This window comes from Caballeronia terrestris (genome assembly GCF_001544515.1).
In the GTDB taxonomy this organism is placed as follows: Bacteria; Pseudomonadota; Gammaproteobacteria; order Burkholderiales; family Burkholderiaceae; genus Caballeronia; species Caballeronia terrestris.
The window spans coordinates 1-13,387 of the sequence record NZ_FCOL02000095.1 but is presented as its reverse complement, the minus strand read 5'-3'; the positions used below and the strand labels follow the sequence as shown (position 1 = coordinate 13,387).

Annotated in this window: 8 protein-coding genes and 2 pseudogenes; 5 read left to right on the top strand and 5 right to left on the bottom strand. The window is 59.4% G+C overall.

Annotation, left to right across the window (positions count from 1 at the left end; all coding sequences use genetic code 11):
- Nucleotides 1–810: 810 nt before the first annotated feature.
- The 3 genes from AWB67_RS31695 to AWB67_RS31685 all read left to right on the top strand — a co-directional run bounded on the left by AWB67_RS31695 (nucleotide 811) and on the right by AWB67_RS31685 (nucleotide 3,210).
- Complete coding sequence (locus AWB67_RS31695; protein WP_087660044.1) at nucleotides 811–996, top strand: DUF2934 domain-containing protein; 186 nt, start codon at nucleotides 811–813, stop codon at nucleotides 994–996.
- Between the two features lie 203 nt (nucleotides 997–1,199).
- Nucleotides 1,200–2,513 (top strand): DUF2254 domain-containing protein, encoded by a 1,314-nt coding sequence (locus AWB67_RS31690; RefSeq protein WP_087660043.1) that lies wholly within the window; start codon nucleotides 1,200–1,202, stop codon nucleotides 2,511–2,513.
- Between the two features lie 19 nt (nucleotides 2,514–2,532).
- Nucleotides 2,533–3,210 (top strand): carbonic anhydrase, encoded by a 678-nt coding sequence (locus AWB67_RS31685; RefSeq protein ID WP_087660042.1) that lies wholly within the window; start codon nucleotides 2,533–2,535, stop codon nucleotides 3,208–3,210.
- 382 nt (nucleotides 3,211–3,592) lie between these two features.
- On the opposite strand, the gene AWB67_RS31680 is transcribed toward AWB67_RS31685, so the two are convergent.
- The 3 genes from AWB67_RS31680 to AWB67_RS42300 form a co-directional block, all read right to left on the bottom strand.
- Nucleotides 3,593–6,619: an ankyrin repeat domain-containing protein gene (locus tag AWB67_RS31680; protein WP_087660041.1), complete on the bottom strand. Its 3,027-nt coding sequence runs from the start codon at nucleotides 6,617–6,619 to the stop codon at nucleotides 3,593–3,595.
- A 609-nt stretch (nucleotides 6,620–7,228) separates the two neighbouring features.
- Nucleotides 7,229–7,432 carry a helix-turn-helix domain-containing protein gene (locus AWB67_RS31675; protein ID WP_087660040.1) on the bottom strand — a complete coding sequence of 68 codons (204 nt, stop codon included), beginning with the start codon at nucleotides 7,430–7,432 and terminating at the stop codon, nucleotides 7,229–7,231.
- Nucleotides 7,433–7,802: 370 nt separating this feature from the next.
- A complete protein-coding gene (locus AWB67_RS42300; protein ID WP_235025441.1) occupies nucleotides 7,803–8,057 on the bottom strand; it encodes a MerR family DNA-binding protein in 255 nt (84 codons plus the stop codon).
- Between the two features lie 130 nt (nucleotides 8,058–8,187).
- Here AWB67_RS42300 and AWB67_RS43070 point away from each other — a divergent pair, with 130 nt between their 5' ends.
- On the top strand, nucleotides 8,188–9,420 hold the full coding sequence (locus AWB67_RS43070; protein WP_268808128.1) for a heavy metal translocating P-type ATPase: 1,233 nt from the start codon (nucleotides 8,188–8,190) through the stop codon (nucleotides 9,418–9,420).
- Entirely contained in the window at nucleotides 9,384–10,322 is a 939-nt protein-coding gene (locus AWB67_RS43065; protein WP_268808129.1) for an HAD-IC family P-type ATPase, read from the top strand. Before AWB67_RS43070 ends, AWB67_RS43065 begins: the two co-directional genes overlap by 37 nt.
- A gap of 126 nt (nucleotides 10,323–10,448) precedes the next feature.
- Here the strand turns inward: AWB67_RS43065 and AWB67_RS31660 are convergent.
- Together AWB67_RS31660 and AWB67_RS31655 are read right to left on the bottom strand one after the other, a co-directional pair.
- Nucleotides 10,449–11,075: pseudogene (locus AWB67_RS31660) on the bottom strand (tyrosine-type recombinase/integrase).
- 238 nt (nucleotides 11,076–11,313) lie between these two features.
- Nucleotides 11,314–13,283 (bottom strand): annotated as a pseudogene (locus tag AWB67_RS31655) (APC family permease).
- Nucleotides 13,284–13,387 lie beyond the last annotated feature (104 nt).

The window sequence follows — 13,387 nt, the reverse complement described above, 5'->3', positions numbered from 1 at the left end:
CGGTGCCCCTTTATTGTTGAACGTTTCACTCAACCTTGCGCCGCCATCTTTAAGCGCTTCTACACCGCCGCTAACAGGTATCGGTCGGTTCTCAGCAATATGCGATCCTCGAGCGCAGCCAATAACTGGCTCGGAACGTCGTCGGAAGTGAGGGGCGGATTACTCCGCTTCATCTGCTAATAGCGTGCCGCTGCGTCGAGCAAGCGTCGGCGTTCAGCGCGGACATAAATGGATGTCGTTTGCAACGATGCATGGCCAAGAATGGCCTGCACGACATCGGTTGGCATCTCGCGCGCGACCGAACTCGTGTCGCCGACTCGCTCTCGCAGCACAATCCCCTGAAACTCCGGGTTACCTGTCCGTTGAAACTCACATTCCCGCCGCGTTCACTCCGCAGGCTTCACGCGATCGTCCTGAACCCGGCTGCGATAGCCACGCGCCCGGCATCGCGAATCATGCGGCGCCCATTCGATGTCTATAGGGCCAACGCCCGTGGAGCGGTTTAGCACGAACGATTTTTTATTTACCGCTCGCGGGCCAACCCCCGTCGGTTCGGCTCATGCATCCGAAGCCGCGATCGATAAACAAAAAATCCTCTGCTCTATGTAAACTCTTCATAGCTACCCCACTTCGCCCTTCGGCATCGGTGGGCCGGAGCTCTCTTGATGAAGAGCAACGGCCGTGCCTCCCTTACTATTCCCATTGAAGGCGAGTGGCCAACGTAGCTTGACCCTGCATTGGCCCCTCGTTGCCGGCAAAGCGCGGCATTATGGAAGTTGGTTCCGAGAAAACGGCTACCAGGAGGAAGTCATGGCTTTAACAGTCGCCGAAGATCATATCCGGACGCTCGCCCATTTGCTTTGGGAAGAAGCGGGACGCCCGGAAGGCCGATCCGACGAATTCTGGAATGAGGCGCAGCGACAATTAGCGAGCGAACCTGGTCTGCGAACGTCGGGCGGACGCGGGCGCACAGAAAACACGGCAGCCTCGGGATAATGCCAGTCCCAGTCAGGTCGACGGCGAGCGCACCAACCGATCCCGGAGCCGCCCTCCAACGTCACGGTTTTTCAACGGCAACGCGACCGCGGGACAAGCGCGGCCGTGCGCGATGTCCGGTCGGAAATCCTCCTTTGCATGCCACCTAGCAAGCGAAGAAGACCTTGGTCTCCGCCGTAATATGGATCGTAGGGAGAGCAAACATGGACTGGAATCGCTGGTACAGCCTCAAGAGTTACCTGCGCTCTTCACTGTGGGCTGTGCCGCTCATCGCAGTCGCGATTTATGCAGTGGTAAAACCTCTGACTGAAATGCTGGGAAGGTGGATGATCAGGCAAGCGATCCTTGATCCGAAAACCGGTTTTCTTGGGCTGTCCATGACCGGGGCCCGGGCGTTGCTCGGTGACATCGTTTCCGCAGACCTGACGTTTCTGGTGTTTGCGTTCGGGTCACTGCTCGTCGCAATCCAGGTCGCTGGCGGGCAGTACACCCCGCGGATTATCGCGACGACCCTGCTGCGCGATAACGTCATCCGTAGCATCTCGGGATTGTTCGTTTTCACAATGCTGTTCGCCGATCGAACCCTGAGCTGGATGGGTGAGAATGAAGTACACCAGCTTCAAGTGTTCCTTGCAGCGCTATTCGGATTCGCCTCCGTCGTCGCGTTCCTTTTCCTGATTGACTACGCCGCGAAATCTCTGCGTCCGGTAAGCCTTGTGGCACGCGTCGGGCAGCACGGGATGGCTGTCATAGAAAGCGTTTACCCCGCTCTGACCACGGGTGCAACTAGCCCACCGGAACGTGACAAAGAGCGAGGCGCACCTGATCGCATTGTTCATCACCGCGGAAAATCTGGCATTGTTCTGGCTGTGAATCTGGAAAGCCTGGTGGCCAAGGCGCGGCGCACTAATTCAGTCATCGAGTTCGTGCCGCAAGTGGGTGATTTCGTCGCCGTCGACGAACCCTTGTTCTATTTGTACGGGAATTTTGGCGCGATCGATGAGAGCAGGCTCCGCACGCTGGTCGCTTTCGGGACGGAACGCACAATGGAGCAGGACCCTATGTTCGCGTTTCGCATCCTGGTCGATATTGCGCTGAAAGCGTTATCGGCGGCGATCAACGACCCGACCACGGCGGTGCTTGCGATTGACCAGGTGCACCGACTGCTGCGTGTGGTAGGAAAACGGTCTCTGCACATCGAAGAGATTGTCGATAGGTCGGGACAGGTGCGCGTGATCTTACGGACGCCCAACTGGCAAGACTTCGTACATATCAGTTTTCGCGAGATACGACAGTACGGCGCTGGCAGCATTCAAATCGCGCGGCGGCTGCGCGCGGCGATAGAAAATCTCATCCAGAGCCTGCCGGAACATCGTCATAACGCATTGCGCCTCGAGCTGGCCCTGCTCGATCGCGCGATCGTCTCCATGTATCCATTTCCCGAGGACTTGGCGTTGGCCCGTATCCCCGACTCGCAAGGGCTTGGAGGTTCGGCAGCCTCGACAACAAACGACTAGCCCATTCGGAGGCAAAACCGTGGACAAACTTATCATGGGGATTGTTGAATTCCGCGAGAAAATGCTGCCGCACTACGCGAAGCAGTTCAGCGAACTCGCGCTCGCGCAGACACCTGATGCGCTCTTCATCACGTGCTCGGACAGCCGGGTTGTACCGGACCTGCTTGCCTCGACCCATCCAGGCGATCTATTCACAATGCGCAACGTCGGGAACCTGATACCGCCGGCGACTGCGGAAGGGGTCTCTACCGGTGACCTTTCCGAGGCAAGCGCGATCGAGTACGCCGTACTGGTGTTGAAGGTCGCGAATATTGTTGTGTGCGGGCATTCCGAGTGCGGTGCGATGAAAGCCGTGTATACACGCAACGCCAAGCTAAAAGCGCCGAACCTCGATAAGTGGCTGTACCACGCGAACAACGCAGCGTTTCGCCTCGAACACGAAGGTCCGCTCAATGACAAGCTGAAACCGCACGATCAATTGTCGCAACTCAACGTACTTGTGCAGCTTGAGCACCTGATGACATACCCAATCGTCCACCAGCAAGTCACGGCGGGCGCGCTGGTGTTGAGCGGCTGGTGGTTCGACATCGCGACTGGCGACATGTATGCGTATGAGCGCACGAGCCGCTCATTCGAAGTCATCGACCGCGCGATGGCTGATCGGATGATCGCGCGCCTTGCCGCGCGGGCGCGGTGAAGATGCACCAAGCTCTTCTACACAAGTGCCATCTGGGTCGATGGGCGAACCGTGGCGAGAGTAGTCGTGCGGTGAGGGCTGATCGAAAACGCGACTGGAATACCTCCGCACGAGGGTCCGAGGTCTGGTGCAAAGCCGAAATTTGAATGCCCTCGTTGGAGGCGCGTACCGGTATCCGAACATGGCCAAACCCGGTCCGATGACGAACCGACGCACTCGCCTGCCAACGATCGGTCTGCGGCAGAAGTCGACCCACTGCTGCCGCTCCGAACAGCGCCGCCGCTGTGACCGCTTCCAAGGCACAGCGGCCGTCGGCTCTTCGAGTCCGGCGATTAATCGGCGTTATGCAACGCGCTTTATACGGTCAACGAGGATCGGCACGTCAATCCTTCTTTCGTCTTTCGATTTCTTGTCTCACACGTTCAATTTCAAGCCGTTTGGCTTCCTTTGTTCCCCATGGTGGCACTCTGTTCTGGGTGGCTTCGGCGGCGGCATGAATACGTGCTTTGGCAGCAAGTTGGTTGGCTCTGCGTTCGTCCAACTCCCTCATTTTGGCCGCTTGCCGCTCGGCGGAGCGCTCGGCCGCAATGGGTGTGGTTCGTTCAGGTAGTCCGGCAAGGATCACAAGCTTGTCAATATTGTTCCAGGTGCTGATCCAGCCGTCGTTGTAGGCAAACTCACTAATCAACGGGAGGTTAAGCGCCGTGTAGATCGGGATCCAGTTTTCTTCTTCGCCGTGGCGGCGACGCACAGCAAGTTTGGGATTGAACTGGTACCGCCCGGTGGATACGCGCAGAAACAGGGATCGGTTGTAGGCATAGTCTCTGTCGATTTCGTTCCTCGCCAGCACGCCAGAAAGTTGCTGGCGCTTGTTGCGCTCTGGCCGCACTATGTTAACGGGTAAGTGTTGCCAGGCATCGAGGATGATTTGGGTCTGGAACGCGCTGTCTGCATTGCGTCGTATCTTGCTGAATCGGGCTTTGAACAATACCCACAGGGTCTGGAACAGAAAGTATTCAGACAGATGCCGGTCGATGCGGACCAGGCGATCACCCGCCCTGACATCAATGCAGGGCGGAGCCAAGCATTCATAGATTGCCGCCAGCGGGCCAGCAGCGAACTTGGCATCGCCAAATGCCTGACGCAAAGCCCAGTGCAGTGCATTGTGACCATAGTGATCGACGGCATCGCGGTCGGCACCGCGCTCCAGCAGGGCTTCCACCAGCGCCACATTTCCTGCAGCAGCTGCGGCCATCAGTGGCGTCTGGTTCATTGGCAAGCGATGATCGACGCCATGCTGGTCACACTGCCTGAGAATGTCCTTGAAGTGGTTGGCGAAGAAAGGGACGTAGCTCTTGCGAGCGAACGCCGCGCGCTGCTGATCAAAGGTTCGTGCCTGCTCGAATTTCGCCTCAACTGCCAGCCACTCTGCGAGCTGCGGTTCATCGAAGCAGGTTGCATAGTCAAAGAGTTGCTGCTTGCCCTTGTTGCCCGGAGACTGCTCGCGGAAGACCTTGATCAGCAGTTCCCTGACCTTGGCCTCATCGAACACAGGCCATGGCACCGGGACCTGCTTCAAGATGGTGCGGCGGATGGCCTCCGCCTGCTCCTGCTTGCCCTGCAGTTCGAGTTTGCGTGCTTCCTTCTGCCAGTCTTCGAGCGTGGATTGCCTGGCCTCGATCTTGGTCTGGCCGACGATCAGATCCAGCAACCCGAACAGATCATGCCCTGTGTCCGACTCGATCATGTAGATGTTCTTGATGGCGCGCGTCAGCGCTACATACAGGGCATTGATGAAGAACTTATAGACTTCGAGCGACTTGTCACTCTTGTCTTTGGCGCGTTTGAAATCCAGTGTCTCGACAGCCAGATCGGTCTTGACGATCCCCTCGACGATGTCGTTGAACTCGCCTCGGTGATCCGAGATGAAACGGTAGAGCACGATGTTCTCGTATTCGAGACCCTTGGCTTCGTGGATCGAGAACAGCAGCGGCGTGGCAAAGTGCTTGCGGGCGTCGGCCTTGTCCTCATCGCGCATTACCAGGACGGCGAACTGGGTGGAATGGCGAATCCTCTGGTCCAGTTCGCGCTTGGTGGCGTCCTTGTCGGGTATCAGCGTAACCTGGCCGGTCTCGCCGCCGACGGCCTGGACCAGGAAGTTGCTCTCGCGGTCGATGGAGCCGAAGCGCCGCTGCTTGATCTTGAGCAACTGATTGGCGACGCGAGTGGCCTCCAGGCCGTTGCGAAAGTTGGCCTTTAGCACGCGCAATTCCTGCCGCTCGGCCAGTTTCGGGTCCTTCCAGAACAGGCTCTTGACCTGGCTCCAGGAAAAGAAATTGGGATGGACAATCTGGTTGGAATCCCCGCAAAGCATGAAATGGCCAGGCTTCTTCAGGGTTTTCAGCACGAGCGCGAGTTGCACGGTGGTGATGTCCTGCACCTCGTCAATAACCACGAAGTCGTAGCGCGGCGCAGCCAGCGCTTGCCAGTCCTGGGCGACAAGATTCAAGTCATAGAGCTTTGCCTCGGCCAGCCATGCGCGATACTTCTCAAACAGATTGTAGAGTTGGCCGCGTCGTTCTACGGGAAAGATCGTTTGACGCACCCCCAGTGCTTGATACTCGTCGCGCGACAGGACACCGCCCGACCCGGCAGCAATCACGCCGCGAATCTCCTCGAAAGCCTGGTGGGCCTCGACATCCTTGAAGTTCTGCCGTATCCGGGAGTACCAGCCCGCAAAGTCGCGCCAGCTAGCCTCGCGTCCTGCCGGAACGCGGATCGACTCGACAAACTCCCGGTAGGACAGAAATACGGCATCCTGACCGACGTGCTCGAAACCGTTGGCGTAATAAAGGTCGCGGGCGCTTTGCGCCAGGAAGGCAGAGTGAGTGACGTAGAGGACCTCACCTTCGGCATGCTTGAGCTTTTCAAGCGTCAGTGCGGTCTTGCCGCTGCCAGCGCTGCCGACGACAACCAAGGGAGGTGGCTGTCGGTAAAGGGTCTCCTGCGTGTCATCAAACGAGATCGGTTTGCCGAGCAGGTGAATGCCGGTACGCTCGGGATGAAGGTAGCGTAGAGCTTGCGCCTCCCTGATGGCGTCATCAGCGCTGATGTCTGGAATTTTGCTCTCGTCAATCGCCGCGCCGCGCAGGAAACGCGACTTATCGTAGGCGTGATTGGCGATCACTTCCAGCATCAGTGCGCAGACTTCATCCCCGTGGCGCACCAGCGAGAATAACAGCCGATCGGCGTCATCCAGCTTCGCCCGGTAGAACTTGCCGTGGCTCAGATTGGCGAGCTTCTTGACTTGGGCAGCACGGAAGTCGTGGCGAGCGATGGCCGCGGACACCTTGTCGTAGCTGGCCTTGACGCGTGAGGTGTCGAGTCCTATGTATTCGAGAATCTTCATGAGGCGATGAGGATGAGGACAAGTGCATGAGCAAGAATTCTCTCACGGCCGTCTGGCTTGCCAACATATATAGCAAGTTTTCCGGTCATTCTTGAACGGCAGTTATCCGACCTGAACCGGACGCCCTATGACCGAGTATTTTCTCATGCTGAATGACGGGTTTTGGCCGGCTTGCGCAGTCCACGGAATCATTTTCGCGCTTTGCTCAGTACGTGGCCTAGACCGAGGCCCGTCGCGACTTTCCAGATGTGACTGCGCGAATAGTGCTTGCCGCACCGTCGCTCGATTGCCACTCGAAGGCGCTCGTTTGTCCACCTGTCTGCGTCCAATCCATAAGACCGCGGGGAAGCTTGAAGTGCTTCACTAATCTGCTGCGGTAAGCCGATAGCGCTTCCGCCGGTCGCGGGCGTTCGCGGGCGCCGCGTCTTGAGCAAATCGGCAAAACCGAGTTCGATTATGAGTTGTCGCGCATAGACCCGTGAGTACCGCCGGTTAAATTTCTGCTCAATCACTGCCAACAGGCGTCCGTCCGTCCAGCGATCGCTATCGAACCCAAAGGCCGTTGCGGGCGATCTCAATGCCTCGGAGAGACATGAGCGGGCATGCACGTCAAGAGACGGCTTTCTGCCAGACACCCATGCGCTTCAACTGCTCAAGCCCACCTTCCTCGACTACGGATTTGTATCGCTTGGCCGTCTGGACGGTAATTCCCAGCGCCGAAGCAGTCTGATCCGGGGTCATGCCGGCCAGAAGCATCTCGCCTGCTTTTATGCGCAAGGCCACGCTGGGCAATTCGATGAGCGTCTCGGACATAGCGCTTTGGGAGCGAGAAGCAAGAGAATATTCTGACATAAGTTGGCAACTCACGGATTGCCGACCGAAAGCCGCTGAACGAGCCCGATTGAGAACGATCTGGATGCCAACGTCGAATGTCCGAAGATGGCCCCTGTCACTGTCTGACGGCGATCGCCAGCACGCGACCCATCTGAGACGTTCAACTTGTAGCCGTGTATGTCCGAAAAACGGCCTTGAAGGAGACTTAGGACAAAAAGCGCCATCGGTCCCGTATACAGCGAGAGGTTCCGAGCGCGCTAGTCATCCGCCGGCGACAGCGCTTCGACGATGCGGCAGTCTGCAATGGTGCCGCAACTGCACTGGTCAATCAGCCTGTCGAGTTCGGCCTTCAGCGCTTAAAGGTCGCGAATTTTTCCTCCACTTCCGCTCGATGCGCGGATGCGATCGCGTCAATCGCGCCGCACGGCCGGCTGCGATCGTCGGCGAGTTCGAGAAGTTCGCGCACCTGGTCGAGCGAGAACCCCAGGTCGCGCGCACGGCGGATGAAGCTCAAGCGGCCGAGATGCTCTCCCGAGTATGCGCGGTAATTCCCTTCGGTCCGGGCCGGCGCAGGCAACAGCCCGGATTTTTCGTAAAAGCGTATCGTCTCGACCTTCGTTCCAGTCGCGCGCGAGTTGACCGATCGCCAGAATGGCAGGTTTCATCTGCTTGACCCTGTAGTAACTACAGGGTCTATCGTAAATATCGTGATGAACTCTGTACAGGTCCAAACAGTGAATACCCCGCCTCCGTTGAAACTGCGCATCGAAGGCATGGATTGCGCGTCATGTGCATTGAAGATTGAAAACGCGATGCAGCGGCTGCCCGGTGTGTCCGACATTAGTGTCAGCTACGGCCAGGAAAGTCTTACCCTCAAATTTGACGATGATCGAACGTCGGTCGCTGCGATCGAGGACAAGGTTCGCGCACTCGGCTTTTCGCCGGTGGGAGGCACGGGAAGCGTTCAAGCAGGCGTGCAGAGCCGCGCCGAAGCTGGTCGTCCGCCCTGGTGGCGCACACGCAAGGCTCGGCTCGTTGCCGCCATCGGCACGCTGTTTGTCGTTGCCGCACTGGTCGCGCATTTCTCGCCTGCTATTGCACAGTGGGCATGGTCGATCGCTGCCGTCGCGGCGATCGTGCCATTTGCGCGGCGCGCGTATGCCGGCGCGGTGTCCGGCACGCCGTTCAGCATTGAGACGCTGATGTCGATCGCCGCGCTCGGCGCACTACTGATCGGTGCGGCCGAGGAAGCAGCCGCCGTGATCTTCCTGTTCTCGCTCGGTGAGATGCTGGAAGGCGTAGCGGCGAATAAGGCGCGCGCCGGCATTGAGGCGCTCATTGCCCTGGTGCCGCGCGATGCGCTGCGCGAGCGCGACGGGAAGCACGCGCGCGTGCCGGCCGATACGCTCGCGATTGGCGACATCGTTATCGTGCGGCCCGGCGATCGCGTTCCAGCCGACGGTAACGTGGTCGAAGGTGCGGCGGACGTTGACGAGTCGCCAGTGACAGGCGAGTCGGTGCCTGTCACGAAGGCGGCCGGCGCAGCAGTGTACGCGGGCAGCGTCAGCACCAACGGCGAGTTACGCATCGAAGTGAAGCAGGCGGCCGCCGACAACACCATCGCGCAGATCGTCCATATGGTCGAAGTCGCACAGGAATCGAAGGCGCCGACGGCGCGTCTAATCGACCGCTTCAGCCGACGCTACACGCCGGCCGCGATGGCAGTCGCGTTGCTCGTCGCGATGGTGCCGCCGCTGGGCTTCGGTGCGCCGTGGGAAACGTGGATTTATCGGGGACTCGCTACATTGCTGATCGCATGTCCGTGCGCGCTGGTGATCTCAACGCCAGCGGCAATAGCGTCAGGCCTCGCAGCGCTCGCGCGGCGCGGTCTGCTCGTAAAAGGTGGGCGGCACTTGAAACGCTCGGCCGGATTAAGACGGTCGCGTTCGACAAGACAGGTACGTTAACGTGCGGCCGTCCCGAAGTGACCGATATCGTGGCGCTGGCGGGTACGCAGGACGAGGTGCTCGCAAAAGCCGCCGCCGTCGAGCGCAAAGCGAGCCATCCGCTTGGCATGGCGATCGTCGCTGCCGCGAGCAAGCGCGGACTCGAACTACCGCCAAGCTTCGGTGCGGCGCTGACCGTGCCGGGCCAGGCGATAACCGCACGCTTGAAGGGCGGCTTCGTGTCAGTGGGCTCGCCGCGTTACGCGGCCGGACAGACGAATCTCGACGCTGCCGCCGTCGCTCAACTCGAAGCATTCGAGCAACAGGGCAAGACGGTTGTCGTCGTGCTCGCTGGCAAGCGGATCGAAGGGCTGGTTGCGTTGCGAGATGAGCCGCGACACGACGCGAAAGAAGCCGTTACGGCGCTGCACCGGGCGGGTATCGCCACGGTGATGCTCACTGGCGACAATCGCCGCGCGGCGGACGCAATTGGTTGCGTGCTCGGCGTGCGGTCATTGGCGGAACTGCTGCCCGACGCGAAGCTCAAGGAAATCGCGGCGCTGCGTACGAAGGGGCCGGTTGCGATGATCGGGGACGGCATCAACGACGCGCCCGCGCTTGCCGCAGCGTCCGTCGGCGTCGCGATGGGCGGCGGCACTGACGTCGCGCTCGAAACGGCAGACGCCGCGCTGCTGCGCGACGAGGTGACGGGCGTGGCCGAACTGATCGCCGGATCAAAGGCGACGCTTGCGAACATCTGGCAGAACATTGCGCTTGCGCTCGGGCTGAAGGCGGTGTTCCTCTGCACGACGCTGCTCGGCGTGACGACCCTCTGGATGGCAATTCTGGCCGATACCGGCGCGACGGTGCTCGTGACCGCCAACGCGCTGCGACTACTCGGCTGGAAGATGCCGCGGGGATGATCGCTGGTGGGGTTGGTCCCGTCTGACATCAACAACGGCTGCTACCGTGCCATGACCGGACGTATCCAGAAACAACGGCTGAAACCGCAATTGGCCGGCAAGCGCCCGGCCGCCGGCCATGACCTATCAGACTTCGGTTTGCTCGGCCATTTCGAGCGCGTCGTCTACCTCAATCCCGAGGTAACGCACTGTACTTTCAATTTTCGTATGGCCTAAGAGTAACTGAACTGCGCGCAGATTCTTGGTGCGCCGATAGATCAACGATGCCTTCGTGCGGCGCATCGCGTGAGTGCCGTACGCCGCGTCATCCAGTCCAATCGAAGCGACCCAACGATGAACGATGCGAGCGTACTGGCGTGTCGAGACGTGCGCCGACGCATGCGGCCGACTCGGGAACAAATAGACGGCGGGCTTCAGCCCCCGCGCCGAAATCCAGTCTGCGACACTCTGCCGAGTCTGCTCCGTGATTTCGAACTGCACCGGTCGTTGCGTTTTTTGCTGCATGAACGTCGCTCGCGAGACCACGCGGCTTCCCATGCAGATGTCCTACACCTGCAGGCGCGTCAGATCGCATGCTCCAAGCTTGCTGTCGATCGCCAAGCTGAACAGCGCCAACTCGCGAACGTTGGATGACATCTGAAGTCTCGTGCGTATCGCCCAGATTTCACGCAGTTTCAAAGGAGGCTTCTGGCCAGTCAGCCTCCCCTTGTTCCACGGCACCCCACGAGCGCTGAAAGAATTAAGCGTTTCCATCTCAACCTCCTCTTCAATGAAGGGAGATCGATTGTGCGCGCCGTGCAGCGGTCACTCTTCGACCCTCATCCGCCGTTGCGGCCGGCATCACGGTAATGGCGGGCTTACAAAGGTACAACGGTCGTTTCATTTCGGCGCGGTCGAACAACGCCTCTCAATCGAGCAACCGAGCCACAGTGATGGAACGTGAGACACACCACAGCGGCGGGCACAAATTTAAGTCTGCTCGCACGCTTATTTATTCGACATTCATCGGCAATAACACCATCTGTTTGCCTTGCAGATGTAGGCGCGTCTGGATCTCGAGCGGCGTTTGATTATGCAGCCACGCGGTAAGGAAGTTGACACGCCTGAAAAGTAGTTTGCTAGCGAAGCAGACGCTGTTTGGAAACTCGTCCATCGTAATCTCCGCGAGTTTCATGAATTCCGCGACCGGATGGGTGCCGAAAGCAATCCGGTAATCGGCTGCGAGTCCATGTCGGCGGCAGTGCGCCATATAGTAGTCGAGCCATGCCGAGATCGTCTGGTGCAGGCGTTCGAGATGCTGGGCCCCTTCATAGCTCTGGGCATCGACTTCTCCGACCGCCAGAAAAACCACATTCCGGAAGTGTCCGGGAAAGAGCGGATTCACCCAGAGTAGCGCGTGCATGCTAGCGCCGCGATGCTTGCCGACGAGCACGATCGCAGTGGGTTGCATCGGATCGGGCGTGGCCGGCGCGTCGTTATCGACCTCGGGTGGGGCGCCCGCAAAGATAGCGTCCGATTTAGCAATCTGGGCTCGCGTATCGGTATAGTGACGCTTGATGAGAATGCACAGCACAATCACCGCACTCGTAACTAGCACCGTCAGCCAGCCGCCCGCTGTGAATTTCTCGATCAGAGTAATCAGAAGCACCGTCGACGTCACCGCAAGGCCGAGCGCTGATAGCGCGAAATGTCTCAGCCACCGGGCGCCTTCGTGGCGATGACGCCACCAGTAGGTACACAAGCCGAGCAGGGAGAGACTGAACGTCAGGAACACGTTGATGCTGTACAGCACGACGAGGATCGTCACGTCGCCATGCGTCCAGAGCAGGATCGCGAGACTCGCGACGCCCATCACCACGATGCCGTTCTGCCGTACGAGCCGTGCGGAAAGATCGCGGAAGTGCCGTGGCACCCATGAATCGGACGCCATGTTCGACAGTACTGCTGGCCCATCCAGAAACCCGGTCTGCGCACCGACCAGCAACAGTCCGGCCTCGGACGCGAGAACCGCTGCGAGCAAGGCGTTCCGTGCGAATGACGAGTCGAACCCAAGACGGTCGATCACACTGCCGAACACTACGGCATTGAGCGTCTGCCCTTCGACATGCTGTGCGTTCCAGAGCATGTAAAGCAAGATGATTCCCCCTGCCGTGAAGGCAAGCGATGTCGACATATACAGCATGGTCCGCCTGCCGTTCGGCACGCGCGGGGCGGCGAGCATGTTGACGTTGTTTGACACCGCTTCGAGGCCTGTATAGGTGCCGCCGCCCAGTGAGAACGCTCGCATCAGCAAGGCCGCGACCACGAACGGGCCGACTGCGTGCGACATGGTTCGGGCTTCGCCCACTGCCCCCGGCACGACGGTCGCCAGATGATCACCATGTATGGCAACGCCATAAACGATCAGCCCCAGATGCAGCACGACAAAGGCGAGAAAGATAGGCAGCAGCACGAGAATCGATTCCTTCATGCCGCGGAAGTTGAGCCCGGTCATCAGCACTATGAGCGTCAACTCGTGGCGAGCTTGAACGCCTGCGCGCTGACGGGTAGCAAGCTGAAGAATGCGTCGACCCCGCTTGCGAGCGAAGTCGCGACTGTCAGCACATAGTCGACCAGCAGCGCAGCGCCGGATACGAGCCCTGGCCGCGGGCCCAGCAGTGCCGTCGCGACGCGATAGCCGCCACCACCGGTGGGAAACAGTTCAATGACCTGGTTGTAACCCAACGCGATGATGAAGACGGTGGCAGCGGTTGCCAAAGCGAGAAAGAGCGCAAGCGAAGTGTGTTGGCCGAGTGCGAGAAATGCCTCTTCAGGCCCGTAGCATGAGGAAGATAAGCCATCAGCGCCGAGACCGACCCACGCGAGGAGCGGGGTGACGGCGATCGCATGGCGCGTGCGAGGATCGAGAGGATCGAGCGGCTTGCCGACGAGCAGGTTTCGTATCTTGTCGACGGGAAGCATGGCGTCTCCTGAGGTGTTTCAGGCCGACTAGTACAACATCACCTAAATAGCTTTAATAATTAGGCACGTTAATTATCGGGTTGCAAATACGGCTCCAGGAGCGT